A 25,863-nucleotide genomic window follows, 5' to 3' on the forward strand; every position below is an offset into this window, starting at 1 on the left:
GGCCTGCCGCCAGCGTTCAATCTGAGCCATGATCAAACTCTTCAATTTAAAAGTTTGATGCTCAAAGAATTAAACTTCGTAATGAATTACGTGTTCACTCCTGAGACTTGGCATTCATTTTTCGTCTTGCGACGTCAAGAATCCGTATCTTCGAGTGCCCACACAGATTGTCTGATAAATTGTTAAAGAGCAGTTGCGACGCGGCTTTCAGCTCACTGTCGCGAGGTGGCGTATATTACGCTTTCCTCTTTCAGAGTCAACCCTGAATTTCAGGATTTTTCTCTTCAACCGAACCGGCTGTTTGTGTGAAGTGATTCACATCCGCCGTGTCGATGGAGGCGCATTATAGGGAGTCGGCTCAGGAAGACAAGCGGAAAAATGCATTTTTATTTCAACCGCTCATCTTTTAATCATTACGCCGGTTTTTGCTGCTTTTTTATCGCTTGCGGCAGGTCTGCCAGGCTATTTAACACCCAATCCGCCGCGTTTTCTGCTTCAGGCGTAACAGGTTTACCCGTACGCACCAGCACTTTTGTTCCCACGTTCGCCGCAGCCGCTGCCTGCATATCTTCTAATTTATCGCCCACCATATAAGAAGCGGCCATATCAATATGCAAATAATCGCGTGCCGACAAAAGCATCCCCGGATGTGGTTTGCGGCAGTCGCAGACCTGGCGAAACTCTTCAACACTACCCTGCGGATGATGCGGGCAATAATAGATGCCATCCAAATCGACATCGCGGTCCGCCAGCGACCAGTCCATCCACTCGGTCAGCGTTTCAAACTGTGCTTCAGTAAATTTACCGCGAGCAATGCCAGACTGGTTGGTTACTACCACCAGCGCAAAGCCCATTTTTTTTAGCTCGCGCATGGCGTCAATAACACCGTCGATAAATTCAAAGTTGTCGATCTCATGGACATAGCCGTGATCGACATTAATGGTGCCATCACGGTCAAGAAAAATTGCGGGTACGCTCTTCGCCACCTTTTATAGCTCCTTAATAAGGCATGTGACGCTAGTATCGCATGTTTCGACCAGCAAGAAAGTGCTCTTCGCATAAACCTGATTGATTTAGACGTCTGGATGCCTTAACATCCATTTCATTGACGGCGTTGCCCGTTCCAGGCATTCGAAATGCCACGACTAACTTAATGACGATAATAAATAATCAATGATAAAACTTTCGAATATCACCAAAGTGTTCCACCAGGGCACCCGCACCATCCAGGCGTTGAACAACGTCAGCCTGCATGTGCCAGCTGGACAAATTTATGGCGTTATCGGTGCCTCTGGCGCGGGTAAGAGTACGCTTATACGTTGTGTAAACCTGCTGGAGCGCCCAACCGAGGGTAGCGTGCTGGTCGATGGCCAGGAACTGACCACGCTGTCAGAATCCGAGTTGACCAAAGCTCGCCGCCAGATTGGTATGATTTTCCAGCATTTTAACCTGCTCTCTTCGCGTACTGTTTTTGGCAACGTGGCTCTGCCGCTGGAGCTGGACAACACACCGAAAGACGAGATCAAACGTCGCGTGACGGAATTGCTGTCATTGGTTGGTCTTGGCGATAAGCATGATAGCTACCCGTCGAATCTTTCCGGTGGGCAGAAACAACGTGTGGCGATTGCCCGTGCATTAGCCAGCAATCCCAAAGTATTGCTGTGTGATGAAGCCACCAGCGCGCTGGACCCGGCAACGACACGTTCTATTCTCGAACTGCTGAAAGACATTAACCGCCGTCTGGGTTTGACGATTCTGTTGATCACCCACGAAATGGACGTTGTGAAGCGTATTTGTGATTGCGTGGCGGTCATCAGCAATGGCGAACTGATCGAGCAGGACACGGTAAGTGAAGTGTTCTCGCATCCGAAAACGCCGCTGGCGCAGAAGTTTATTCAGTCGACCCTGCATCTGGATATCCCGGAAGATTACCAGGAACGTCTGCAAGCGGAGCCATTTACTGACTGCGTGCCGATGTTGCGCCTGGAGTTTACCGGTCAATCGGTCGATGCCCCGCTGCTTTCTGAAACCGCGCGTCGTTTCAACGTCAACAACAACATTATTAGCGCGCAGATGGATTACGCCGGTGGCGTTAAGTTCGGCATCATGCTGACTGAAATGCACGGCACACAACAAGATACGCAAGCCGCCATTGCCTGGCTGCAGGAACACCATGTAAAAGTAGAGGTACTGGGTTATGTCTGAGCCGATGATGTGGTTGCTGGTTCGTGGCGTATGGGAAACGCTGGCAATGACCTTCGTATCCGGATTTTTTGGCTTTGTGATTGGTCTGCCGGTCGGCGTCCTGCTTTATGTTACGCGCCCGGGGCAAATTATTGCTAACGCGAAGCTGTATCGTACCGTTTCTGCGATTGTGAACATTTTCCGTTCCATCCCGTTCATTATCTTGCTGGTATGGATGATTCCGTTTACCCGCGTTATTGTCGGTACATCGATTGGTTTGCAGGCAGCGATTGTTCCGTTAACCGTTGGTGCAGCACCGTTTATTGCCCGTATGGTCGAGAACGCTCTGCTGGAGATCCCAACCGGGTTAATTGAAGCTTCCCGCGCAATGGGTGCCACGCCGATGCAGATCGTCCGTAAGGTGCTGTTACCGGAAGCACTGCCGGGTCTGGTGAATGCGGCAACTATCACCCTGATTACCCTGGTCGGTTATTCCGCGATGGGTGGTGCAGTCGGTGCCGGTGGTTTAGGTCAGATTGGCTATCAGTATGGCTACATCGGCTATAACGCGACGGTGATGAATACGGTACTGGTATTGCTGGTCATTCTGGTTTATTTAATTCAGTTCGCAGGCGACCGCATCGTCCGGGCTGTCACTCGCAAGTAACGTTCAACACAACATAAATAATTGAAGAAGGAATAAGGTATGGCGTTCAAATTCAAAACCTTTGCGGCAGTGGGAGCCCTGATTGGATCACTGGCACTGGTAGGCTGCGGTCAGGATGAAAAAGATCCAAACCACATTAAAGTCGGCGTGATTGTTGGTGCCGAACAGCAGGTAGCAGAAGTCGCGCAGAAAGTTGCGAAAGACAAATATGGCCTGGACGTTGAGCTGGTAACCTTCAACGACTATGTTCTGCCAAACGAAGCATTGAGCAAAGGCGATATCGACGCCAACGCCTTCCAGCATAAACCGTACCTTGATCAGCAACTGAAAGATCGTGGCTACAAACTGGTCGCAGTAGGCAACACTTTTGTTTATCCGATTGCTGGTTACTCCAAGAAAATCAAATCACTGGATGAACTGCAGGATGGTTCGCAGGTTGCCGTGCCAAACGATCCAACTAATCTTGGTCGTTCACTGCTGCTGCTGCAAAAAGTGGGCTTGATCAAACTGAAAGATGGCGTTGGCCTGCTGCCGACCGTTCTTGATGTTGTTGAGAACCCAAAAAATCTGAAAATTGTTGAGCTGGAAGCACCGCAGCTGCCTCGATCTCTGGACGACGCGCAAATCGCTCTGGCAGTTATCAATACCACCTATGCCAGCCAGATTGGCCTGACTCCAGCGAAAGACGGTATCTTTGTCGAAGATAAAGACTCCCCGTACGTAAACCTGATCGTAACGCGTGAAGATAACAAAGACGCCGAGAACGTGAAGAAATTCGTCCAGGCTTATCAGTCTGATGAAGTTTACGAAGCAGCAAACAAAGTGTTTAACGGCGGCGCTGTTAAAGGCTGGTAATTTTTAGGCTGTTTCCACAATTTGTAATATCATTCAGGACGGGCGCTTGCCCGTCTTGTCATTTTTACAAGCTCCTGATTCAATATTGACGTTTTGATCATACATTGAGGAAATACTATGCGTGCTTTACCGATCTGTTTAGTAGCACTCATGCTAAGCGGCTGTTCCATGTTAAGCAGATCCCCTGTCGAACCCGTTCAAAGCACTGCACCCCAGCCGAAAGCGGAGCCTGCAAAACCGAAAGCGCCGCGCGCCACGCCGGTCCGAATTTATACCAATGCAGAAGAATTAGTCGGCAAACCGTTCCGCGATCTCGGCGAAGTCAGTGGCGACTCTTGCCAGGCCTCTAATCAGGACTCTCCGCCGAGCATTCCAACCGCACGTAAGCGGATGCAAATCAACGCCTCGAAAATGAAAGCCAATGCGGTATTACTGCATAGCTGCGAAGTCACCAGCGGTACGCCAGGCTGCTATCGTCAGGCTGTATGTATCGGTTCTGCGCTTAACATTACGGCGAAATGAGCAGTTTCCAGTTCGAGCAAATAGGCGTTATTCGCTCGCCCTATAAAGAAAAGTTCGCCGTTCCGCGCCAGCCAGGTCTGGTAAAAAGCGCCAACGGCGAACTGCATCTCATTGCTCCCTACAACCAGGCCGACGCCGTTCGCGGCCTGGAAGCATTCAGCCATTTATGGATCCTTTTCGTCTTTCATCAAACGATGGAAGGCGGCTGGCGTCCGACTGTGCGTCCGCCTCGTCTTGGCGGTAATGCCAGAATGGGTGTTTTCGCTACGCGCTCCACTTTTCGCCCTAACCCAATTGGTATGTCGCTGGTAGAGCTGAAAGAGGTTGTTTGCCATAAAGACAGCGTGATTCTGAAGCTCGGCAGTCTGGATCTGGTCGATGGTACGCCGGTGGTGGATATCAAACCGTATCTCCCCTTTGCCGAATCGCTTCCCGATGCCAGTGCCAGCTATGCGCAAAGTGCGCCAGCGGCAGAAATGGCGGTGTGTTTTACCGCAGAGGTCGAAAAGCAGCTTTTGACGCTGGAGAAGCGTTATCCGCAGTTAACGCTGTTTATCCGCGAAGTACTGGCGCAGGACCCGCGCCCGGCCTATCGTAAAGGTGAGGAAACGGGCAAAACCTATGCCGTCTGGCTGCATGATTTTAACGTTCGCTGGCGCGTCACCGACGCAGGTTTTGAAGTCTTTGCGCTGGAACCGCGTTAAATTCACGCCCTTCTCTTTTGACATTTCTTTTGCACTGGTAAACTAAATCACTTTTTTTGTCCCAGGCTCGCCTTGAGCCTGTTCTACCTTCCAACTGGAACCGTAACAACATGCGTACTAGCCAATACCTGCTCTCCACTCTCAAGGAGACACCTGCCGACGCCGAGGTGATCAGCCATCAGCTGATGTTACGCGCCGGGATGATCCGCAAGCTGGCCTCCGGGTTATATACCTGGCTGCCGACCGGCGTGCGCGTTCTGAAAAAAGTCGAAAACATCGTGCGTGAAGAGATGAACAACGCCGGTGCGATCGAGGTGTTAATGCCGGTGGTTCAGCCATCTGAACTGTGGCAAGAGAGTGGTCGTTGGGAACAGTATGGCCCGGAATTGCTGCGTATTGCTGACCGTGGTGACCGTCCGTTCGTACTTGGCCCAACTCATGAAGAAGTGATTACCGACCTGATTCGTAACGAGCTGAGCTCTTACAAACAGCTGCCGCTGAACTTCTATCAGATCCAGACCAAGTTCCGCGACGAAGTGCGTCCGCGTTTCGGCGTCATGCGTTCCCGCGAATTCCTGATGAAAGATGCTTACTCTTTCCATACTTCTCAGGAATCCCTGCAGGAAACCTACGATGCAATGTATGCGGCCTACAGCAAAATCTTCAGCCGCATGGGGCTGGATTTCCGCGCCGTACAGGCCGACACCGGTTCTATCGGCGGTAGCGCCTCTCACGAATTCCAGGTGCTGGCGCAGAGCGGTGAAGACGATGTGGTCTTCTCCGACACCTCTGACTATGCAGCGAACATTGAGCTGGCAGAAGCTATCGCGCCGAAAGAACCGCGCGCTGCTGCTACCCAGGAAATGACGCTGGTTGATACGCCGAACGCGAAAACCATCGCGGAACTGGTTGAACAGTTCAATCTGCCGATTGAGAAAACGGTGAAGACTCTGCTGGTTAAAGCGGTTGAAGGCAGTAGCTTCCCGCTGGTTGCGCTGCTGGTGCGTGGTGACCACGAGCTGAACGAAGTTAAAGCAGAAAAACTGCCGCAGGTTGCCAGCCCACTGACTTTTGCGACCGAAGAAGAAATTCGTGCCGTGGTTAAAGCCGGTCCGGGTTCACTGGGTCCGGTAAACATGCCGATTCCGGTGGTGATTGACCGTACCGTTGCGGCGATGAGTGATTTCGCTGCTGGTGCTAACATCGATGGTAAACACTACTTCGGTATCAACTGGGATCGCGATGCCGCTACCCCGGAAATTGCTGATATCCGCAACGTGGTGGCTGGCGATCCAAGCCCGGATGGTCAGGGTTCGCTGCTGATCAAACGTGGTATCGAAGTCGGTCACATCTTCCAGCTGGGTACCAAGTACTCCGAAGCACTGAAAGCCTCCGTACAGGGTGAAGATGGCCGTAACCAAATCCTGACGATGGGTTGCTACGGTATCGGGGTAACGCGTGTAGTAGCTGCGGCGATCGAGCAGAACTACGACGAACGCGGCATCGTATGGCCTGACGCTATCGCGCCGTTCCAGGTGGCGATTCTGCCGATGAACATGCATAAATCCTTCCGCGTACAGGAGCTGGCCGAGAAACTGTACAGCGAACTGCGTGCACAAGGTATCGAAGTGCTGCTGGATGACCGCAAAGAGCGTCCGGGCGTGATGTTTGCTGATATGGAACTGATCGGTATTCCGCACACTATTGTGCTGGGCGACCGTAACCTCGACAACGATGATATCGAATATAAATATCGTCGTAACGGCGAGAAACAGTTAATTAAGACTGGTGACATCGTCGATTATCTGGTGAAACAGATTAAAGGCTGATGCCAGAAAGGGTCCTGAATTTCGGGGCCCTTTTTTACATGGATTGTATAAAATGGATAAACCAAAGGCGTACTGCCGCCTGCTTCTCCCCTGCTTTCTTTTACTTTCGGCCTGTACCGTTGATATCAGCCAGCCAGACTCATCAGCCACAGTGGTAAATGCCGAGGCGAAAACATGGGCTGTTAAATTCCAGCATCAAAGCTCTTTCACCGAACAATCAATAAAAGAAATAACGGAACCAGATCTCAAACCCGGCGATTTGCTTTTCTCCTCAAGCCTTGGGGTAACCTCATTTGGTATCCGCGTATTCAGCACTTCCTCTGTGAGTCACGTTGCAATCTATTTGGGAGATAACAACGTTGCCGAAGCGACAGGCGCTGGCGTCCAGATTGTTTCCCTTAAAAAAGCCATAAAGCATAGTGATAAGCTTTTCGTCTTACGAGTCCCGGATCTTACCCCGCAACAAGCCACAGAAATCACCGCGTTCGCCAACAAAATTAAAGATAGCGGTTACAACTATCGCGGCATTGTCGAATTTATTCCATTTATGGTGACTCGCCAGATGTGCTCACTAAATCCGTTCTCCGAGGATTTTCGTCAACAGTGCGTCAGCGGCCTGGCGAAAGCGCAGTTAAGCAGTGTGGGCGAAGGAGACAAAAAGTCGTGGTTTTGTTCGGAATTTGTCACTGATGCATTTGCCAAAGCCGGGCATCCGCTTACGCTGGCGCAATCAGGCTGGATTAGCCCTGCCGATCTGATGCATATGCGTACTGGCGATATCTCTGCGTTTAAGCCAGAAACGCAGTTACAGTATGTTGGGCACATGAAGCCTGGGATTTATATCAAGGCAGGCCGCTTTGTTGGGCTGACTCAGTGATAAAAGCCAGCCTCGTGCGCAAAATGCCGGATGCGGCGTGAACGCCTTATCCGGCCTACAAAATCGTGCTAATTCAAAATATTGCATTGTATGCTTTAGGCCTGATAAGCGCAGCGCATGAGGCAATATTTCATTTGTTTCTGTCTCAAGACGGGTTACAGCCCCAAACTACTGCAATCCTGGTTTGGGTAAAATTTACCTGCCGTATCGGGCGCTAATACTTTAGTCGGCGCACCGGTATCGGGATTAGCCTCCAGCGTAAAGTGACCTTCAACTGACAGTAACACTGGTTTTTCACTGTTACCGCGCGCAGCCAGGTAGCCACGCTCCAGCTCTGCGTTATTCGCCACCATGAAACGTTTTCCGGTCGCGCAATCAGTGAAGGTCGCCGCATCAGCCATATAAAAATACATGCCCCGCAGGGTCATCGGCGTCATGGGTAAGCTGGATTGTGCCGGTTCCAGCGTGTAGTTGAACTGCGATTCAATCGGATTACCTTCACGATCGAGCATCTCCAGCGCATCTCCTTTCGCGCGATAATATGACTTTTCACCTTTGCTATCGGTTAATACCAGCTTGTCAGCGGTTCGCGCCCATGTACCGTAGGAAGCGAAGGAGGAAGGTTCTTCACGAGCCCCCAGATAACGCTCATTCATCACCCAGGTTCCGTCTTTTTCGAGGAACAGAGAGGTTTCGATTCCTTCGCAATCAGCACACGGCAGCACGCCACGCCAACTTTGCGGCATCGGTTTCAGTTCGGCAGCCTGCGCCGGAGAAAGCGTATCGACTTCGGCCCGATTATTACATCCCATCAGAGTAAAGAGGCTGATTACAGCCATCGCTGTCACTATCGCTTTTTTCACCATCCATTCCTTCTTTTTATTCCCGACCGCTGCGCACTTTGCCGCGCATCGCCTTCACGCTTGATTTTTGTGCTTTCGATGCCAGCCTGCGCTCTTTTGATGCACGGGTGGGCCGCGTAGGTCGTCGGGCTTTTTGTTCTGTTGTTAAATCTTTAATCACTGCCACCAGCCGGGCCAGCGCCGCTTCGCGGTTCAGTTCCTGACTGCGGTATTCCTGTGCCTTAATGACAATCACTCCGTCACTGCTGATCAAATGATGGCTGGCGGCGAGCAGACGCTCTTTGTAATACTCTGGCAGGCTGGACGCCCGAATGTCAAAACGCAGATGAATAGCCGTTGAGGTCTTATTAACATGCTGCCCGCCCGCGCCCTGCGCACGAATGGCGGTGATCTCAAACTCGCCATCAGGGATAGCAACATGTCGGGAAATCACAATCATGAAGGTTGTTGCCAGACGGTTAAGTTCACTTCCAGATTATTCTTATCATCCGATAACCAGATAACACCATCCTGAATCGTTGCCTGCAGCGTCATAGTACGATCGGCAAAGGCGCTCACTTTCGCCAGCTGCTCGTCGTCCAGATACCAGACGGAAAGATTGGCAAACTGCGCACATTTGCTCTGATTTTGCTGCCACCAGATTTGCGCCGCCCGACTATTATAGGCAAACAGCGCCACTTCTGCGGCCTGGGTGCAGGCTTTCTTAATCCGTCGCTCATCCGGCAGCCCCAGCTCAATCCACAAATCAATGCCCAGGTGATCGTTACGCAGCCACGCTTCCGGCTCATCATCGGCACACAAACCACGGGTAAATTGCAGACGTTCATCGGCATATTTTAGCCACGCCAGCAGGCGCAGCATCATGCGCTCCTGGGTTTCTGAAGGATGGCGCGCCAGCGTCAGAGAGGCATCGAGAAACTGGTTGCGGTCGAGATCGGCCACATTAACCGTCGCTTTATAAATTGTCGCTTTAAGCGCCATAAGAAAACTCCTTTCGAATCAGGAGGCCATTGTAACGGAATACGTGCAGTTGCGGCGCTGATATTGCAGAAATGAGTGTGGTATAGTCACCTTGCGAAACAGAGTTTATCTTCGTAGGCTTAGACTTGCATCCACGGTTAAGTCAGAGTGCTGACAGGAGGGCATGTGGAAAAATATTGTGAGTTAATACGCAAGCGGTACGCGGAAATCGCCAGCGGAGACTTAGGATACGTTCCGGACGCGCTGGGCTGCGTTTTGAAAGTGCTGAATGAAATGGCTGCCGACGACGCCCTTTCTGAGGCTGTCAGGGAAAAAGCAGCATACGCTGCGGCAAACTTACTGGTGAGCGATTATGTCAATGAATGATACGTATCAACCAATCAATTGTGATGATTACGATAATCTTGAGCTCGCCTGCCAGCATCATTTAATGCTGACACTTGAGCTGAAAGATGGCGAAAAATTGCAGGCGAAGGCCAGCGATTTAGTCTCCCGCAAAAATGTGGAGTATCTGGTCGTCGAGGCCGCTGGTGCAACCCGCGAGCTGCGTCTGGATAAAATTACCAGCTTTAGCCACCCGGAAATCGGTACGGTGGTGGTGAGCGAGTCCTGATTGACTTTCGCCGGATGCGACGTTTGATGCGTCTTATCCGGCTTTCACTTGACTAAGCGTTTTCTGCCAGACAAAACTGACGCCATTCTCACCTACAGCCACACCGTCTTGCGTCACAAATACCCCTGCCGCCGCAATCAGCGTTTCGCCATAAAACAGCAGTGGCGTGGTATCACGTAGCCACGGCGGAACGCCTAACTCTTGCCAGATTTTCTTCAGCTTACGTCCGCCGTTGCGCCCGACAATATGCAGCAGTCCTGGCGCTTTGAAACGCACGCTGACCGCTTCATCTGCACGCGGAGGGCGAATATCGCCTCCCGCAGTAAGCTGTACACTTCCCAGCCCCGCCGGTAATTCCAGCGGTTGTAGCCACGTCTGCCACGGCACAATGGTTTCGCTTTGCCCGGCAACGGATTTAATCCACCATAGTTGCGACTGATAGCGGCGGATTTCAAACGCGCCCAAACGTAAACAGGGGGAGGCATCTTCCCGCGCCAGCGCCACTTCCTGCCAGATCCTCACCAACGCGTCGCGGGAAGGCATCGGTGCATTCTGCCCTGCCAGCCAGCGGCGGATAATCGCCGCGCGACGGGCATCACTCATCGCCAGCATTGGCGCAATCTGCAGCGTCCCCTGCGGAGTTTGACAGTGCGCTAAATCATCCGCCAGCAGTTCATCTAACAGGCTCTCTTGTTCAGCACAAAGTGCGGCGCTGCGGGCTGTTGCTTCGGCAAAATGCGGCCAACGCTGCTGCAATAACGGCACTACGCGCAGGCGCAGAAAGTTACGATCGTAGCTATCATCCTGATTACTTTCGTCTTCAATCCAGCGTAAACCATGCGCCAACGCCCACTGCACCAGTTCTCCCCGCGTGCGGGCAAGCAACGGGCGGATAAGCTGTGTTCCGGCAAACTCCGAAACTTCCGCCATAGCCGAAAGCCCGGCAGGGCCGCTACCGCGTTTTAGCGCCAGCAGAAAGGTTTCACATTGATCGTCGAGATGTTGCGCTGTAACCAGCACTTCACCGGGCAACAAGGTGCGGGCAAATGCCTGATAACGTGCCTGCCGCGCCTGGGCCTCAATACCTAGCCCCTCTTGCGCAAGCTGCACACGTTCGACCACCAGCGGCACCTGCCACTGTTGGCAGATGTTTTCACAATGTTTCACCCATGCATCAGCATTGGCGCTTAAACCGTGATGCACATGGATAGCGCGCAGAGTGACGCCCGGATTTTCCGTCCGCCACTGCACCAGTTGATGCAGTAAGACAGTAGAATCAAGGCCGCCGCTAAAGGCCACCAGAATCTGGCGTGAGGAGAGAAGTTGTCTATTGAGCGTGAGTGTCATGATGGTGCGATTTTACAGTAGCAATGCCGGGCACGTTACCGGGCAAATGCGGCGATGACAAGCCTTACTGCTCATACAGTTCCAACGGCAGCCCGTCCGGATCGTTAAAGAACGTGAAGCGTTTTTGCGTGTAGGGATCGACACGGATGGCTTCACACTTCACGTTATGGCTTTCAAGGTGCGCCACTGCCGCATCGATATCATCAACGCTAAAAGCCAGATGACGCAGGCCGCAAGCTTCCGGTCGGCTGGGGCGCTCCGGCGGGAACGGAAATGAGAAAAGCTCAATCACATATTGTCCATTAAGCGCCAAATCCCCTTTCCACGAGTCGCGCGCTTCGCGATAGACTTCGCTTTGCAGCGTGAAACCAAGAATATCGCAGTAGAAAGCTTTGCTCATCGCATAATCCGTCGCAATAATCGCAATATGGTGAACCTGTTTTAAACCCAGCATAACGTCTCCTTTATTTGTTAACAGCACGTTACTCGCCCGGAAGCCGCTCTGGCAAGTTATCCTGCCATTTTTAGGACTCGTACGCGGTAAACACCGTCTTCGTCCTGTTTCGCGCCGTGAATATCCGTTTCAAAACCGGGGTAATGTTGCCCTACGGAACAAAGCATCAGTAGAAAATCGAGTACCGTGCGGCTCTCTTCGGTAAGCATTTCTCCCGGCATCAGCAGCGGTACGCCGGGTGGATAAGGCAGGATCATATTTGCCGATACTCTACCGACCAGTTGTTCCAGCGCAATGGTTTCTACTTCGCCTTTAATCTGTCTCTGCCATGCCTGATGTGGCGTCATGATCATCTCCGGCAAGGTATCAAATGCCCGCAACATCAAACCGGGAAGATCGTGTTTACGAATCAGCTTATGGATCCCTTGCGCCAGATCCTGAATACGCATATTGCGGTAGAAATCGGGATCTTCTGCATAGAGATCGGGCAGCATATTTTTGATCCGCAGGTTGAGATCGTAAGAGCGCTTAAATTCCGTCAACCCACGCAATAATCCCATTGCTTTGGTTTTATCGATGCCAATACTAAAGAGAAACAGCAGGTTATAAGGGCCGGTTTTCTCTACTACGATCCCACGTTCGTCGAGGAATTTTGCCACCAGCGCCGCCGGGCTCCCCTCCTCGCTCATATTGCCCTGCTCGTCCATCCCCGGTGTCAAAATAGTGACTTTAACCGGATCGAGAAACATGTGATTGGCATCCGCATCGCTAAAGCCGTGCCACTGTTCGCCAGGCGCAACGGGCCAGCATTCGGCTTCATCCACCTGCGGCGGTTGCCAGATATCGAAAAACCAGCCGTCAGACTCTTCCCGCAGCCGCTGGACCTCTTTGCGAAAATGCAGAGCTCGTTCTACTGAACGGTTAATCAGCCGTTTGCCCGGATTACCACGCAACATCGCCGCCGCCGTCTCAACAGAAGCAACAATGGGATAACTGGGCGAGGTGGTGGTATGCATCATAAAGGCTTCGTTAAACGCCTCTTCGTCATACTCACCTTTAATGTGGATCAGCGACGCCTGCGATAACGCCGCCAGCATTTTGTGGGTCGACTGCGTTTCGAAGATCACTTTTCCTGCAACACGCTCGCCGCTCATACCACTTTTACCCTGGTAGATTGGATGAAAATGGGTGTACGGCACCCAGGCAGAATCGAAGTGAATCGACGGGACATCCAGCGTCTGTTTGATCCAGTCGGTGTTGTAGAGCAAGCCATCATAGGTGGAGTTGGTGATCACCGCATGAACCGGCCATTGTGCCTGCGTGGTGGCAGCGACTTTCTCTTCGATGCTGTCGCGAGTAAATTCACGGCGCGGGATCCCACCCAGAATCCCCAACGCATTACGCGTCGGTTTCAGCCAGACTGGCACTACATCGTTCATCATCAACAGATGCGCCAGCGATTTATGACAATTGCGGTCGATCAACAGCGTACTGCCGAATGGCGCGGCGTACATACCCACAATTTTGTTCGACGTCGATGTTCCGTTGGTAACGATATAACTCTGTTCCGCGCCAAACGTCCGCGCGATGTACTCTTCCGCTTCCAGGTGTGGCCCGGTGTGGTCGAGCAACGAACCAAGCTCGGTGACCGAAATAGAGACGTCCGCCTTGAGGGTATTCCCGCCGAAAAAATCATAAAACAGACAGCCAACCGGGCTTTTTTGATATGCGGTGCCGCCCATATGCCCCGGCGTACAAAAGGTGTACTTCCGCTCTTTGACGTAGGTAAACAAGGCTTTCGTGAACGGCGGCGTAATGTTATCAAGATATTCGTTGGTGTACTGACGCATACGAATGGCGATATCTTCCGCCTGCCCCAGCGCATATTCAAAAAACCAGAGCGCCATCCGCATATCCTGCACGCTGACATCCATCGTCGAGTGGGTGTTGATGAAGGCATAAAGCGGGAGATATTCATTAAGTTGATTGATATCGCTACATAAATCGAGACTGTACTCATCCCAGTCAAAAATCACGCCGCAAATTCGTGGGTTATGTTCGATAAACTTCAGCAAATCAACGCTGTTTTGTGGCCAGATAATCTGAAAGCCTTGCGCCACCAGCGCCGACTCCAGTTCTTTGATGGGCTCATCTTTATAAAAGACGCCATGCGGTCCCATAATGGCAATGATGTTCATGTGTTCCTCCTGGAAAATCCTTCCTTAATCATAGCCTGCTCAAACCGTGGCGATAAAAAAGGGCCACCGAAGTGACCCTTTTCAGAACATTTGCCGATTACGCGTAGCCGTAGCTCATCAGGCGCTGATAACGACGATTTTTTAAATCTTCAGTGCTTAACACGTCGAGATCGGCCAGATCCGCCAGCAGCTGCGCTTTCAGAGACGCCGCCATCGCTTCCGGGTTACGGTGAGCACCGCCCAGCGGTTCCGGGATGATGGAGTCGATCAGTTTCAGCTCTTTCAGACGCGGAGCGATGATACCCATCGCTTCAGCCGCCAGCGGCGCTTTGTCAGCGCTCTTCCACAGAATGGACGCACAACCTTCCGGCGAGATAACGGAATAGGTGCTGTATTGCAGCATATTCACTTTATCGCCCACGCCAATCGCCAGCGCACCACCAGAACCACCTTCACCGATAACCGTACAAACTACCGGTACGCCGAGGCGAGACATTTCACGCAGGTTGCGTGCAATGGCTTCAGACTGACCACGTTCTTCTGCGCCCACGCCCGGATAAGCCCCCGGGGTGTCGATAAAGGTGATGATAGGCATCTTAAAACGTTCAGCCATTTGCATCAGACGCAGTGCTTTGCGGTAACCTTCTGGCGCTGGCATACCAAAGTTACGGCGAATTTTTTCTTTGGTTTCACGACCTTTTTGATGACCAATGATCATCACCGGACGACCATCGAGACGGGCGATACCACCGACGATAGCTTTATCGTCTGCATACGCGCGGTCGCCAGCCAGTTCGTCAAATTCATCAAATGCCAGGCGAACGTAATCCAGGGTATAAGGACGCTGTGGATGGCGTGCCAGTTGCGCAATCTGCCATGCACCGAGATCGGCGAAGATTTTACGCGTCAGTTCTACGCTTTTTTCACGCAAACGATGCACTTCTTCATCGATGTTAATATCCAGTTTCTCATCCTGACGGCTAACCGCGGTCAGAGAATCGATTTTCGCTTCCAGCTCTGCAATCGGCTGTTCAAAATCAAGGAAATTCAGACTCATAGTATTCCTGTATTAGTCAAACTCCAGTTCCACCTGCTCCGAACCAATGAGGCCACGGAGATCGTTTAATAAACGATCGCTCGGAGAGACACGCCACGTCGCGCCAAAACGCAATCGCGCGCGTGCATCCGCCCTCTGATAGTAGAGATGTACTGGAATTGTCCCAGAGCGGTGGGGTTCCAGAGACTGACGGAGTCGGTTTAAAAGCTGGTCATCAATTTGCCTGTCCGTCAGCGAGATAGCAAGCCCGCGAGCATATTTTTCCCGGGCTTCGTCAATATCCATCACTTCGCGAGCGGTCATTTTAAGCCCACCGCTGAAGTCATCAAAGCTGACCTGTCCGCTGACGATAAGTATGCGGTCTTTTTCCAGCAATTGCTGGTATTTATCCAGGGCGTCAGTAAACAACATCACTTCCAGCCGCCCGGAACGGTCATCCAGCGTGCAGATACCGATACGATTGCCGCGCTTGGTGACCATAACCCGCGCGGCAACAACGAGCCCCGCAGCCGTGATGACTTTACCACGTTCTGTCGGGTGCATGTCTTTCAGCCTTACGCCTCCGACATAACGCTCAATCTCTTTTAAATACTGGTTGATAGGGTGTCCCGTGAGGTACAGACCTAACGTTTCACGTTCCCCATCTAACACCACCTGCTCCGGCCAAGGTTGGCAGCTGGCGTAGGATTGTTCAATTTGTTCCGGCTCTTCGGCCAGCACGCCGAACATATCGGCCTGACCGATAGCTTCCGCTTTCGCGTGTTGGTCTGCCGCTTTTAACGCATCACCCAGCGAGTTCATCAGCGCCGCGCGGTGTGGCCCAAGACGGTCAAACGCCCCGGACATGATCAGTTTTTCCAGCACTCGCCGGTTTAACTTTTTGGTGTCGGTACGGGCGCAGAGATCAAACAGTTCGCGGAAGTAGCCGCCTTTATTACGGGCTTCGATGATGGCCTCAATCGGGCCTTCACCTACCCCTTTGATCGCGCCAATACCATACACGATTTCGCCGTCGTCGTTGACGTGGAAATGGTAAAGACCGGAGTTTATATCTGGTGGCAGGATTTTCAGCCCCATCCGCCAGCACTCATCCACCAGGCCCACCACCTTCTCGGTGTTGTCCATATCGGCGGTCATTACCGCCGCCATAAACTCCGCCGGATAGTGCGCTTTCAGCCATAACGTTTGATATGACACCAAAGCATAGGCCGCAGAGTGCGATTTGTTAAATCCGTAACCCGCGAATTTCTCCACCAGGTCGAAGATTTTCATCGCCAGTTCGGCGTTGATTCCGTTCTTTTCTGCACCTTCAGCAAATACAGAACGCTGCTTAGCCATCTCTTCCGGCTTTTTCTTACCCATCGCACGACGCAGCATATCCGCGCCACCGAGGGTATAACCAGAAAGCACCTGGGCAATCTGCATGACCTGTTCCTGATACAGGATGATGCCGTAGGTTGGCTCCAGCACCGGTTTCAGGCTTTCATGCTGCCACTGCACGTCCGGATAGGAGATCTCTTCGCGACCATGTTTACGGTCGATAAAGTTATCCACCATCCCTGATTGCAACGGACCGGGGCGGAAAAGTGCCACCAGTGCGATCATATCTTCGAAGCAGTCAGGTTGCAGACGCTTGATCAGGTCTTTCATGCCGCGCGATTCAAGCTGGAATACCGCCGTGGTTTCCGAGCGTTGCAGCATGTCGAAGCTTTTCTTGTCATCCAGCGGGATCGCGGCGATATCCAGAGGCGGCTCGCCATTCTTCGCCCGCCGCTTGTTGATCATCTCCAGCGCCCAGTTGATGATGGTGAGCGTACGCAAACCAAGGAAGTCGAACTTCACCAGTCCGGCGTATTCAACGTCGCTTTTATCAAACTGGGTGACCGGATGTTTGCCCTCTTCATCGCAGTAAAGCGGCGCAAAATCGGTAATTTTGGTCGGTGCGATAACCACCCCACCGGCGTGCTTACCGGCGTTACGGGTGACCCCTTCCAGTTTGCGCGCCATGTCGATCAGCGCCTTAACTTCTTCATCCGCTTCGTAGATTTCCGGCAGCTGCGGCTCGGCTTCAAACGCTTTCGCCAGCGTCATCCCCGGATCGGGCGGGATCAGTTTCGAGATACGGTCGACAAAGCCGTACGGATGCCCCAGCACGCGGCCTACGTCGCGGATCACCGCTTTCGCCGCCATCGTACCGAAGGTGATAATCTGCGATACCGCATCACGACCGTACATGTCCGCTACGTGCTCGATAACCTGGTCGCGTTTCTCCATACAGAAGTCAACGTCGAAGTCAGGCATGGAGACACGTTCCGGGTTAAGGAAACGTTCGAACAGCAGGTCAAATTCCAGCGGATCGAGATCGGTGATTTTTAACGCGTAGGCCACCAGTGACCCTGCACCAGAACCACGGCCTGGCCCTACCGGTACACCGTTATCTTTCGACCACTGGATAAATTCCATAACGATGAGGAAGTAACCCGGGAAGCCCATCTGGTTGATAACCTGAAGTTCAGTATCCAGACGTTCGTCATATTCCGGGCGGCGCTTAACACGTTCTTCCTCGTCAGGGAATAAAAAGGCCAGACGCTCTTCCAGGCCCTCTTTTGCACGCTTGACCAGATAATCTTCGGTGCTCATGTCCCCGGTCGGGAACTGCGGCAGGAAGTATTCACCAAGGCGCACGGTCACGTTACAGCGTTTGGCGATCTCAACGGTGTTGGCAAGGGCTTCGGGGATGTCGGCAAACAGCTCACACATCTCCTCTTCGCTACGCATATATTGCTGCGGCGAATAGTTACGAGGGCGTTTAGGATCGTCGAGGGTAAAGCCGTCGTGGATCGCGACGCGGATTTCGTGTGCGTCAAAGTCGCTGCTGTCGATAAAGCGCACATCGTTAGTCGCCACGACGGGCAAACCGCGCGCTTCCGCCAGTTCCACCGCCGCGTGCAGATAGCTTTCTTCATCCGGCCTGCCGGTGCGGATCAGCTCGAGAAAATAGCGATCCGGGAAGTGTTCTTCATAAAACGCGACACACTCATCTACCAGCGCGCTGTTACCACGCAAAAGACTGCGTCCAACGTCGCCCATGCGCCCGCCGGAAAGAAGGATCAACCCTTCATTTAATTCGATAAGCCAGTCGCGATCGATGATCGGCCCGGCGGTACCGTACCCGCGCTGATACGCTTTTGAGATCAGCAACGTCAGATTCTGATAGCCGGTATTGTTCGCCGCCAGCACCGTCAGGTGAGTTAACTCATCACCCAGCAGGTCGCACTGGACGTTAAAATCCGCCCCGACGATGGGCTTAATCCCTGCGCCATGTCCCGCTCCGTAGAACTTCACCAGACCGCAAAGGTTGGTGAAATCGGTGATCGCCAGTGCTGGCATACCCAACGCTGCCGCCTTTTTTACCAGCGGTGCGGTTTTGGCCAGGCCATCGATCATCGAGTAGTCGCTGTGCACCCGCAGGTGTACGAAACGTGGTTCAGACATCTTCAGATTCCGGTTTACTTAATCTCGACACAAGAATCAGGACGCAAGTCCCAGTGCGCGTTTGACAGGCCCAAAGCTGCGCCGATGGTGTTCGGTCGCGCCGTGTTCAGCCAGTTTTTCCAGATGAAAAGCGGTTGGATACCCTTTGTGTTGGGCAAAACCATATTGCGGGAAAACAATATCCAGCGCCGCCATTTCGGCGTCACGCGTCACTTTCGCCAGGATAGACGCGGCACTGATTTCCGGTACGCGGCTATCGCCTTTCACCACAGCCATCGAAGGCATCGGTAATTTCGGGCAGCGGTTACCATCAATCAACACATATTCCGGCGCAATATGCAGTCCAGCGACGGCACGCTGCATCGCCAGCATGGTCGCATGTAAAATATTCAGTTCGTCGATTTCGTGAGGTTCCGCGCGGCCCAGACTCCAGCTCAACGCTTTCTCTTTGATCTCTTCACAGAGCGCCAGACGGCGTTTTTCGCTCAGCTTTTTGGAATCATTCAGCCCGGCAATTGGGCGCGCCGGGTCAAGGATCACCGCAGCGGTGACGACCGCGCCAACTAACGGCCCGCGTCCGACTTCATCCACACCCGCAACCAGCTGCGTGTGCGGATAGACAAATTCGATCATTGTGCTAACTCCAGAACGGCTTGTGCCGCCTGCTCATCGGCATTGCAGCGGATCTGCTGATGCAGCTCGCGGAAGGTGTCGTGCATCGCATGGCTGGTTTTCCCGTTCGCCAACAGCGGTAACAGCGCCGCAGCCAATTTTTGCGGCTCACACTCTTCCTGCAATAGCTCTTTGACTAACTCTCTGCCCGCCAGCAGATTTGGCAGCGAGACATAATCAGTTTTCACCAGTCGCTTCGCCAGCCAGAAGGTGAAAGGCTTCATGCGATATCCCACTACCATCGGGCATTTAGCCAGCATACACTCCAGTGCTGCCGTACCCGACGCCAGTAGCGCCGCATCACTGGCGACCATCGCCTCACGGCCCATTCCATCCAGCAAATGAACCGACAGGTCTGGCGCGACTGCAGCTTTGATGCGTTCAAACTGCTCGCGGCGTTTGGCATTCACCAGCGGCACCACGATTTCGAGATCCGGATATGTCTGGCGCAAAAGCTGGGCCGTTTTCAAGAAATCGGCACTAAGCATTTCGACTTCTGCACCACGGCTGCCCGGCAACAATGCCAGACAGTGGGCATCGTAAGGGATCCCCAGCACATCACGGGCACCATTTTTATCTGGCTCTAATGGCATGGCATCAGCCATGGTATGACCGATAAAGCGGCACGGTACGTTGTATTTGTCATAAAACGCCTTTTCGAAAGGCAGAAATGCGAGCACCAGATCGGTGGCTCTGCCTATTTTGAAAACGCGTTTCTGTCGCCACGCCCAGACGGACGGACTGACGTAATGAATGGTTTTGATACCCTGCTTTTTGAGGTTACCTTCAAGAGTAATATTGAAGTCAGGCGCATCAATACCAACAAAAACATCTGGCTTCAGTTCGCCAAAACGCTTTGTCAGATCGGCACGAATATGTAGTAAGCGACGCAGACGACCGAGCACTTCAACAATGCCCATCACTGCCAGTTCTTCCATTTCGTACCAGGCTTCGCAGCCTTCAGCCTGCATTCGTGGCCCGGCAACACCAACAAAGCGGGCGTTGGGCACACGTTCTTTCAGAGCGCGGATTAAACCGGCCCCCAGGATATCGCCGGAGGTTTCTCCGGCGACCAGGGCAATCGTTAATGGACGCTGTTCAGTCATTAACGAATCAGACCGCGCGTTGAGCGTGCAAAGAAATCGGTAAAGGCTTTCACTTCCGGATATGTTTCCGCCAGTTCAGCAATTTCCGGTTTCACTTCATCGAGCGTTTTACCGCTACGATAAATCAGCTTATACGCATTGCGGATAGCGGTAATCGCCTCACGGCTGAATCCGCGGCGCTTCAGCCCTTCGATATTGACACCGAACGGCGTTGCGTGGTTACCCTGCGCAATGACATAAGGAGGGACGTCCTGCGCCACACCGGAGCAGCCGCCAACCATCACATGCGCACCAATGATGCAGAACTGATGGACTGCGGTCATGCCGCCGATGATCGCGAAGTCGTCAACCGATACGTGACCCGCCAGCGTTGCGTTGTTGGCGAGGATGCAGCGGTTACCTACCGTACAATCGTGCGCAATGTGCGCATTGATCATCAGTAAGTTGTCGCTGCCCACCTTCGTCAATCCACCGCCCTGGACTGTGCCACGATGAATGGTGACGCTTTCGCGAATGCGGTTACGATCGCCGATTTCCACGCGGGTCGGTTCGCCAGCATATTTCAGATCCTGGTTAACTTCGCCGATGGAGGCGAACTGATAAATCTCATTATCGCGGCCAATTTTAGTATGACCATTCACGACAACGTGAGATTTCAGTACGGTACCCTCACCAATTTCGACATGGGGTCCAACGATACAAAAAGGACCAATGTGAGCGTTCGCGCCAATCGACGCGCCCTCTTCCACAATGGCGGTTGGATGCACAAAGGCGGATTTATCAATCACGTATCAGGCCTCCCGGCTACGAGCACACATCATCGTTGCTTCGCAAACTACTTTACCGTCGACCAGAGCAACCCCTTTAAAACGGGTCAGGCCGCGGCGCGTTTTTTCGAAAGTGACTTCCATGATCATTTGATCGCCAGGCACGACCGGGCGCTTAAAGCGCGCTTCGTCAATACCGGCGAAGTAGTACAGCTCACCCGGTTCCAGTTTTCCTACGCTTTTAAACGCCAGAATACCTGTTGCCTGTGCCATTGCTTCCAGAATCAGCACACCCGGGAAAATCGGTTTTCCAGGGAAATGGCCCTGGAAGAATGGCTCATTGACAGAGACATTTTTTACTGCGCGCAGAAAACGACCTTCTTCAAAATCCAGCACGCGATCCACCAGTAAGAATGGGAAACGGTGCGGCAGAAGTTCTAAAATCTCTTCAATCTGCAGAGTATGAGTGTTAGTAGTCAAGATACTCTTCCTGTCAAAATATAAGAAACGACAATAATAACACGGCCTGCCGCAATCGTAAGAATGAGACAGGCCGTAAAGTTTGGCGAACAAAAGATGGAACGTTAGTCTTGTTGATTAACCTTGCGCTCAAGCGATTTCAGACGCTTGCTCATGTCATCAATGTTCATCACCAGTGCAGCGGTTTTGCGCCAGACTTTGTTGGGTTGCAGCGGAATGCCTGAGGAATAGACGCCTGGTTCAGTGATGGGACGCATCACCATACCCATGCCCGTAACCGTCACTTTGTCGCATATTTCCATATGCCCGTTGATTACGCTGGCTCCGCCGATCATGCAGTAACGACCAATTTTCAGGCTGCCCGCCATAATGACGCCACCGGCAACTGCCGTATTGTCGCCAATCACGACGTTATGTGCAATCTGGCACTGGTTATCAATGATCACACCATTGCCAATAACAGTGTCATCCAGCGCGCCACGATCAATGGTAGTGCAGGCACCGATCTCCACGCGATCGCCAATAATTACGCGACCAATCTGTGGGATCTTCACCCAGTTACCACGATCGTTGGCATAACCAAAGCCGTCTGCGCCTACCACTGTTCCGGACTGGATCAGGCAATTCTGACCGATCTGGATCTCATGGTAAATGGTTACGTTCGCCCAGAGACGCGAACCTGCACCGATTTTGCTGTTTTTACCTACGAAGCAACCGGCACCGATAATCACGTTATCGCCCAGTTCAACGCCGGACTCAATCACCGCGTTAGCGCCAATCGATACGTTGTTACCCAGCTTCGCTGTCTCGTCAATCACCGCACTGGGTGCAATGTTCTGCGCGGGCTTCGGCGTGGTATCTAAAATTTGCGCCATGCGCGCGTAAGTCAGGTAGGGATTCTTCACTACCAGCGCGGCACTTTTCGCGAAAGGAAGATCGTCCTGGGTCATGACAACCGCGGACGCCTGGCACAAGCCTAAATGCTCACGGTATTTTGGGTTAACCATGAACGTAATGTGACCTGTTTGTGCAGATTGCATGGACGCAACGCCGGTGATGACGATATCGCCATCACCGTGTAGTTCTGCATCCAACTGCTGCGCTAAATCAGCCAGTCGAATTGAAGGCATTACTTATTTAACCTGTTTCAGTACGTCGGCAGTGATGTCTTTTACATCGCTGCTGTTGTAAGCAACGGCGTTTGCATCAACAACCAGATCGATATCCTGGCTGTTGGCAACTGATTTCACAGCAGTCTGGATACGAGTAACCAGTTTGCCGCGTTCTTCGTTGGAACGACGTGCGCGATCCTGCTCAAAAGCCTGCGCTTTCTGAGCAAAAGTCTGGCGCTGAGCCATCACGTCTTTTTCCAGCTTAGTGCGATCGCTGCCCGCTTTCATGGACTGCAGCTTTTTCATTTTAGCCTGCAGATCGGTTTCCATACGCTGCAGTTCGCTGGCACGGCCTTTGAACTCGTTTTCCAGCGTGTTAGAAACACCGGTTTTCTGCGCTACCTGCTGGAACAGGCTGCCCATATTGACGATTGCAATTTTGTCAGCCGCCTGAGCAGAAGTTGCCAGTGCTAAACCGAGACCTGCAGCTAATAACCACTTTTTCACAATAAACTCCTTACCATCCCATTTGCACCGGAGGGTGCAGTTCTTTGCGTGGCCCGGCGATCTTATATTGATCGCCTAAAGTCATCGCTACACTACCACTACATTCCTTTGTGGAGAACACTTACCAGGTTTTACCGATGTTAAACTGGAACTGTTCTGCCTTGTCTCCATCGTACTTTTTGAACGGCTGGGCGTAGGAGAACACCAACGGCCCCAATGGGGACATCCATTGTAATGCGATACCCGCAGACATACGGATATTGCTTGGATCACTATAGTCCGGATATCCAGAATATTGGCTGGAATCCCAGTTTGTATCCCAAACGGTACCCATATCCCAGAAGAAGGAAGTACGAACCGAGTTAGCATACTTATCGCTAATAAACGGCGTCGGGGTGATGAACTCGAGGCTGGCAACCGCCATGGCGTTACCGCCTACAGCATCATCCGATTTACACAGATCTTTCGCGCCGTCCTGAGTCGCACATTCGTAATCATAGTCCGGATCATAATTACTGGCCTGATGCGGGAAGTAAACTGCTTTCGGACCAATGGTATTGGACTGGAAGCCACGCACGGTGCTGGAACCACCGGCATAGAAGTTCTCATAGAACGGCATCTCTTTGCCGCCTAAACCATCACCATAACCCCAGCGGGTACGACCCAGAACAACCCATTTGTGATCATCATCAATCGGCACATAAGTCGCCGTGTCTAACGTCACTTTGTAGTATTCGTTATCCGATCCCGGAATGGTCACTTTACCGGTCAGGTTGACACGTGAACCATCTGTCGGGAAGTAACCACGGTCAAGCTTGTTATAGGTCCAACCATAGTTGAACGTGAAGTCGTCCGTTTTGAAGCTGTTATCCTGATCAGAGGTGCTCGGATGTTCACCCATAGAGTACAGATAACGCCACATCGCAACCTGCGGCTGCATGTTGGACAGGGAGTTATGTACATAACCCAGACCTGCACGCAGCGAGTTATATTCGTTGATCGGGAAGCCCAACGTCACGTCTGTACCATAACTCTTGTTGGTATAGTCGGACAGGTCGGCGTCATCTGCCTGGAAGTCATTATAGAAGAGACGACCACCGAGGCTTACGCCATCTACGGTGAAGTACGGGTTGGTTACCGACAGTTCAGCATAGGTCTGGTAATCGTTTTTGGTCCCGTTGATACCAACAGCATAACCCGTACCTAACCAGTTATCCTGTTGCACACCAGCCTGGAAGCTCACGCCACTTTCAGTACCGTAACCAATCCCGAAGTTGAAGCTACCGGTGTTACGTTCTTTCACCTTGTAAACTACATCAACCTGATCCGGGCTCCCCGGAACACGTTGGGTATCGGTATCGACAGTTTCAAAGAAGCCCAGACGGTTCAGACGCTCCTTACCCTGATCGACCAGATCGCTCCCCAGCCATGCACCTTCCATCTGACGCATTTCGCGACGCAGGACAGCATCTTTCGAGGTATCGTTACCTTCAAAACGGATCTTACGCACATAGAAACGGTTACCCGCATCAACGTTCACGCGTAATTTAACGGTTTTGTCGGCATCGTTAATTTCAGGCATCGACTGTACGCGCGGATAGGCATAACCATAGCGACCAAGAAGCTTTTTAATGTCATCTTCCATTTTGGTCACTTTGGTGCCGTTATACAGCTCGCCCGGCTCGATCTTAGTCAGTTGCTCAATTTCAGCGGAGTGCCCGGCAAGATTGCCGCTAACTTCAACGCCAGAAAGCTTGTACTGATCGCCTTCGGTGATGTTCACCGTGACGTAAATACCTTTTTTATCTGGCGTCAGACTGACCTGGGTAGAATCGATGTTGAAACGGGCATAACCGCGATCCAGATAGTAACTGCGCAGGGTTTCAAGGTCGCCCGCCAGTTTCTGTTTCTGGTATTTACGATCGCCTACCACGTTCCACCACGGCACTTCGTCACGCAGTTGGAAATGAGAGATCAGTTCATCGGTGGTGAAAGCATGGTTACCAACAATGTTAATTTGCTGGATTTCAGCTGACACACCTTCCTGGAACACCAGTTTTAGGTCAACACGGTTGCGCGGCAGCGGGGTCACGACAGCTTTAACGCTGGCGCTATATTTACCGACGCTGTAGTAGAAGTCTTCCAGACCTTTCTCGATATCGGCAATGGTGGTGCGATCGAGGGATTCGCCCACACGCACACCAGAAGCCTCGAGGTTTTGCTTCAGCATGTCATCTTTCACCGATTTGTTACCGGAGAAAGTAATGCTGGCAATGGTCGGACGTTCTTTTACCTGAACCAGAAGGGTATCACCATCACGAAGGACGCGAACATCCTCAAAGTTGCCGGTAGCAAACAGAGCGCGAATGGTATTACTGATATCTTCATCATTAACCGTGTCGCCTGTGCGCACCGGCATACTGAGGAGGGCCGCACCAACGGCGACACGCTGAAGGCCTTCGAAATGAATATCTTTCACTACGAACCCTTCAGCACCGTATACGGTGGCGCTGCTAAACAGCAGCGACGCTATGAGCAACTTTTTCATCGCCATCGTTATTATGCGTTCTTCC

The 25,863-nt window shown here is 52.2% G+C and carries 25 protein-coding genes; 9 read left to right on the top strand and 16 right to left on the bottom strand.

The features are described from left to right. Positions 1–413 precede the first annotated feature (413 nt). A complete protein-coding gene (gmhB, locus tag ACJHYO_RS18825; RefSeq protein ID WP_001140178.1) occupies positions 414–986 on the bottom strand; it encodes a D-glycero-beta-D-manno-heptose 1,7-bisphosphate 7-phosphatase in 573 nt (190 codons plus the stop codon). 187 nt (positions 987–1,173) lie between these two features. Here gmhB and metN point away from each other — a divergent pair, with 187 nt between their 5' ends. The 7 genes from metN to ACJHYO_RS18860 all read left to right on the top strand — a co-directional run bounded on the left by metN (position 1,174) and on the right by ACJHYO_RS18860 (position 7,638). After that, the gene (metN, locus tag ACJHYO_RS18830) at positions 1,174–2,205 is read left to right on the top strand and encodes a methionine ABC transporter ATP-binding protein MetN (RefSeq protein WP_000593994.1); all 1,032 of its coding nucleotides are present in this window, start codon (positions 1,174–1,176) and stop codon (positions 2,203–2,205) included. Continuing rightward, complete coding sequence (locus ACJHYO_RS18835) at positions 2,198–2,851, top strand: methionine ABC transporter permease MetI (protein ID WP_001294600.1); 654 nt, start codon at positions 2,198–2,200, stop codon at positions 2,849–2,851. Before metN ends, ACJHYO_RS18835 begins: the two co-directional genes overlap by 8 nt. 39 nt (positions 2,852–2,890) lie before the next feature. Next, on the top strand, positions 2,891–3,706 hold the full coding sequence (gene metQ / locus ACJHYO_RS18840) for a methionine ABC transporter substrate-binding lipoprotein MetQ (RefSeq protein WP_000874224.1): 816 nt from the start codon (positions 2,891–2,893) through the stop codon (positions 3,704–3,706). A 117-nt stretch (positions 3,707–3,823) separates the two neighbouring features. Then, complete coding sequence (rcsF, locus tag ACJHYO_RS18845) at positions 3,824–4,228, top strand: Rcs stress response system protein RcsF (protein WP_001202329.1); 405 nt, start codon at positions 3,824–3,826, stop codon at positions 4,226–4,228. Continuing rightward, positions 4,225–4,932, top strand: a complete 708-nt coding sequence (gene tsaA, locus ACJHYO_RS18850; RefSeq protein WP_000094006.1) for a tRNA (N6-threonylcarbamoyladenosine(37)-N6)-methyltransferase TrmO — start codon at positions 4,225–4,227, stop codon at positions 4,930–4,932. The genes rcsF and tsaA overlap by 4 nt, the downstream gene beginning before the upstream one ends. 110 nt (positions 4,933–5,042) lie before the next feature. Then, positions 5,043–6,761 carry a proline--tRNA ligase gene (proS, locus tag ACJHYO_RS18855; RefSeq protein ID WP_410232542.1) on the top strand — a complete coding sequence of 573 codons (1,719 nt, stop codon included), beginning with the start codon at positions 5,043–5,045 and terminating at the stop codon, positions 6,759–6,761. A 52-nt stretch (positions 6,762–6,813) separates the two neighbouring features. Beyond that, positions 6,814–7,638: a YaeF family permuted papain-like enzyme gene (locus ACJHYO_RS18860; protein WP_000360465.1), complete on the top strand. Its 825-nt coding sequence runs from the start codon at positions 6,814–6,816 to the stop codon at positions 7,636–7,638. A gap of 155 nt (positions 7,639–7,793) precedes the next feature. Here the strand turns inward: ACJHYO_RS18860 and nlpE are convergent, their stop codons facing one another. From nlpE to ACJHYO_RS18875, 3 genes are read right to left on the bottom strand one after another with little or no spacing between them, the layout of a single operon-like run. Further along, on the bottom strand, positions 7,794–8,504 hold the full coding sequence (nlpE, locus tag ACJHYO_RS18865) for an envelope stress response activation lipoprotein NlpE (RefSeq protein ID WP_000239186.1): 711 nt from the start codon (positions 8,502–8,504) through the stop codon (positions 7,794–7,796). 13 nt (positions 8,505–8,517) lie between these two features. Then, a complete protein-coding gene (gene arfB / locus ACJHYO_RS18870; protein ID WP_000635528.1) occupies positions 8,518–8,940 on the bottom strand; it encodes an alternative ribosome rescue aminoacyl-tRNA hydrolase ArfB in 423 nt (140 codons plus the stop codon). Next, entirely contained in the window at positions 8,937–9,482 is a 546-nt protein-coding gene (locus ACJHYO_RS18875; protein WP_001185283.1) for a YaeQ family protein, read from the bottom strand. The genes arfB and ACJHYO_RS18875 overlap by 4 nt, the downstream gene beginning before the upstream one ends. Positions 9,483–9,647: 165 nt before the next feature. Between ACJHYO_RS18875 and ACJHYO_RS18880 the strand changes: the two genes are divergently transcribed. Both ACJHYO_RS18880 and rof read left to right on the top strand, forming a co-directional pair. Then, on the top strand, positions 9,648–9,848 hold the full coding sequence (locus ACJHYO_RS18880) for a YaeP family protein (RefSeq protein WP_000417058.1): 201 nt from the start codon (positions 9,648–9,650) through the stop codon (positions 9,846–9,848). Beyond that, positions 9,835–10,095 carry a Rho-binding antiterminator gene (gene rof / locus ACJHYO_RS18885; protein ID WP_000062311.1) on the top strand — a complete coding sequence of 87 codons (261 nt, stop codon included), beginning with the start codon at positions 9,835–9,837 and terminating at the stop codon, positions 10,093–10,095. Before ACJHYO_RS18880 ends, rof begins: the two co-directional genes overlap by 14 nt. Before the next feature lie 33 nt (positions 10,096–10,128). Here the strand turns inward: rof and tilS are convergent, their stop codons facing one another. The 12 genes from tilS to bamA all read right to left on the bottom strand — a co-directional run bounded on the left by tilS (position 10,129) and on the right by bamA (position 25,844). Then, entirely contained in the window at positions 10,129–11,442 is a 1,314-nt protein-coding gene (tilS, locus tag ACJHYO_RS18890) for a tRNA lysidine(34) synthetase TilS (RefSeq protein WP_033555661.1), read from the bottom strand. 64 nt (positions 11,443–11,506) lie between these two features. Further along, positions 11,507–11,896 carry a VOC family protein gene (locus ACJHYO_RS18895; protein WP_000901082.1) on the bottom strand — a complete coding sequence of 130 codons (390 nt, stop codon included), beginning with the start codon at positions 11,894–11,896 and terminating at the stop codon, positions 11,507–11,509. 56 nt (positions 11,897–11,952) lie between these two features. Continuing rightward, positions 11,953–14,094 carry a lysine decarboxylase LdcC gene (gene ldcC, locus ACJHYO_RS18900; RefSeq protein WP_001020993.1) on the bottom strand — a complete coding sequence of 714 codons (2,142 nt, stop codon included), beginning with the start codon at positions 14,092–14,094 and terminating at the stop codon, positions 11,953–11,955. 97 nt (positions 14,095–14,191) lie between these two features. After that, on the bottom strand, positions 14,192–15,151 hold the full coding sequence (gene accA / locus ACJHYO_RS18905; protein WP_000055741.1) for an acetyl-CoA carboxylase carboxyl transferase subunit alpha: 960 nt from the start codon (positions 15,149–15,151) through the stop codon (positions 14,192–14,194). 12 nt (positions 15,152–15,163) lie between these two features. Continuing rightward, entirely contained in the window at positions 15,164–18,646 is a 3,483-nt protein-coding gene (dnaE, locus tag ACJHYO_RS18910; protein ID WP_001294801.1) for a DNA polymerase III subunit alpha, read from the bottom strand. Between the two features lie 36 nt (positions 18,647–18,682). Further along, positions 18,683–19,279 carry a ribonuclease HII gene (gene rnhB / locus ACJHYO_RS18915; protein WP_000569423.1) on the bottom strand — a complete coding sequence of 199 codons (597 nt, stop codon included), beginning with the start codon at positions 19,277–19,279 and terminating at the stop codon, positions 18,683–18,685. Further along, the gene (lpxB, locus tag ACJHYO_RS18920; protein ID WP_033555664.1) at positions 19,276–20,424 is read right to left on the bottom strand and encodes a lipid-A-disaccharide synthase; all 1,149 of its coding nucleotides are present in this window, start codon (positions 20,422–20,424) and stop codon (positions 19,276–19,278) included. Before lpxB ends, rnhB begins: the two co-directional genes overlap by 4 nt. Next, positions 20,424–21,212 carry an acyl-ACP--UDP-N-acetylglucosamine O-acyltransferase gene (gene lpxA / locus ACJHYO_RS18925; RefSeq protein WP_000565966.1) on the bottom strand — a complete coding sequence of 263 codons (789 nt, stop codon included), beginning with the start codon at positions 21,210–21,212 and terminating at the stop codon, positions 20,424–20,426. Before lpxA ends, lpxB begins: the two co-directional genes overlap by 1 nt. Positions 21,213–21,215: 3 nt before the next feature. Continuing rightward, positions 21,216–21,671 carry a 3-hydroxyacyl-ACP dehydratase FabZ gene (gene fabZ / locus ACJHYO_RS18930; protein ID WP_000210739.1) on the bottom strand — a complete coding sequence of 152 codons (456 nt, stop codon included), beginning with the start codon at positions 21,669–21,671 and terminating at the stop codon, positions 21,216–21,218. Between the two features lie 104 nt (positions 21,672–21,775). Then, a complete protein-coding gene (gene lpxD, locus ACJHYO_RS18935) occupies positions 21,776–22,801 on the bottom strand; it encodes a UDP-3-O-(3-hydroxymyristoyl)glucosamine N-acyltransferase (protein WP_001139272.1) in 1,026 nt (341 codons plus the stop codon). 3 nt (positions 22,802–22,804) lie between these two features. Further along, a complete protein-coding gene (skp, locus tag ACJHYO_RS18940) occupies positions 22,805–23,290 on the bottom strand; it encodes a molecular chaperone Skp (RefSeq protein ID WP_000758956.1) in 486 nt (161 codons plus the stop codon). Positions 23,291–23,411: 121 nt separating this feature from the next. Continuing rightward, a complete protein-coding gene (bamA, locus tag ACJHYO_RS18945) occupies positions 23,412–25,844 on the bottom strand; it encodes an outer membrane protein assembly factor BamA (protein ID WP_001240896.1) in 2,433 nt (810 codons plus the stop codon). Between the last annotated feature and the right edge of the window lie 19 nt (positions 25,845–25,863).

Origin of the sequence: Escherichia sp. WS1118 (genome assembly GCF_046487695.1) — a bacterium.
Taxonomy (GTDB): domain Bacteria; phylum Pseudomonadota; class Gammaproteobacteria; order Enterobacterales; family Enterobacteriaceae; genus Escherichia; species Escherichia coli.

Excerpts from the sequence above, each read along its gene's own strand:
- nlpE (WP_000239186.1), bottom strand. The coding sequence starts at position 8,504 with ATGGTGAAAAAAGCGATAGTGACAGCGATGGCTGTAATCAGCCTCTTT.
- ACJHYO_RS18875 (WP_001185283.1), bottom strand. The coding sequence starts at position 9,482 with ATGGCGCTTAAAGCGACAATTTATAAAGCGACGGTTAATGTGGCCGAT.
- tsaA (WP_000094006.1), top strand. The coding sequence starts at position 4,225 with ATGAGCAGTTTCCAGTTCGAGCAAATAGGCGTTATTCGCTCGCCCTAT.
- ACJHYO_RS18895 (WP_000901082.1), bottom strand. The coding sequence starts at position 11,896 with ATGCTGGGTTTAAAACAGGTTCACCATATTGCGATTATTGCGACGGAT.
- ACJHYO_RS18835 (WP_001294600.1), top strand. The coding sequence starts at position 2,198 with ATGTCTGAGCCGATGATGTGGTTGCTGGTTCGTGGCGTATGGGAAACG.
- tilS (WP_033555661.1), bottom strand. The coding sequence starts at position 11,442 with ATGACACTCACGCTCAATAGACAACTTCTCTCCTCACGCCAGATTCTG.
- rcsF (WP_001202329.1), top strand. The coding sequence starts at position 3,824 with ATGCGTGCTTTACCGATCTGTTTAGTAGCACTCATGCTAAGCGGCTGT.
- proS (WP_410232542.1), top strand. The coding sequence starts at position 5,043 with ATGCGTACTAGCCAATACCTGCTCTCCACTCTCAAGGAGACACCTGCC.
- metQ (WP_000874224.1), top strand. The coding sequence starts at position 2,891 with ATGGCGTTCAAATTCAAAACCTTTGCGGCAGTGGGAGCCCTGATTGGA.
- arfB (WP_000635528.1), bottom strand. The coding sequence starts at position 8,940 with ATGATTGTGATTTCCCGACATGTTGCTATCCCTGATGGCGAGTTTGAG.
- accA (WP_000055741.1), bottom strand. The coding sequence starts at position 15,151 with ATGAGTCTGAATTTCCTTGATTTTGAACAGCCGATTGCAGAGCTGGAA.
- metN (WP_000593994.1), top strand. The coding sequence starts at position 1,174 with ATGATAAAACTTTCGAATATCACCAAAGTGTTCCACCAGGGCACCCGC.
- rof (WP_000062311.1), top strand. The coding sequence starts at position 9,835 with ATGTCAATGAATGATACGTATCAACCAATCAATTGTGATGATTACGAT.
- rnhB (WP_000569423.1), bottom strand. The coding sequence starts at position 19,279 with ATGATCGAATTTGTCTATCCGCACACGCAGCTGGTTGCGGGTGTGGAT.
- lpxB (WP_033555664.1), bottom strand. The coding sequence starts at position 20,424 with ATGACTGAACAGCGTCCATTAACGATTGCCCTGGTCGCCGGAGAAACC.
- dnaE (WP_001294801.1), bottom strand. The coding sequence starts at position 18,646 with ATGTCTGAACCACGTTTCGTACACCTGCGGGTGCACAGCGACTACTCG.
- ldcC (WP_001020993.1), bottom strand. The coding sequence starts at position 14,094 with ATGAACATCATTGCCATTATGGGACCGCATGGCGTCTTTTATAAAGAT.
- bamA (WP_001240896.1), bottom strand. The coding sequence starts at position 25,844 with ATGGCGATGAAAAAGTTGCTCATAGCGTCGCTGCTGTTTAGCAGCGCC.
- ACJHYO_RS18860 (WP_000360465.1), top strand. The coding sequence starts at position 6,814 with ATGGATAAACCAAAGGCGTACTGCCGCCTGCTTCTCCCCTGCTTTCTT.
- lpxD (WP_001139272.1), bottom strand. The coding sequence starts at position 22,801 with ATGCCTTCAATTCGACTGGCTGATTTAGCGCAGCAGTTGGATGCAGAA.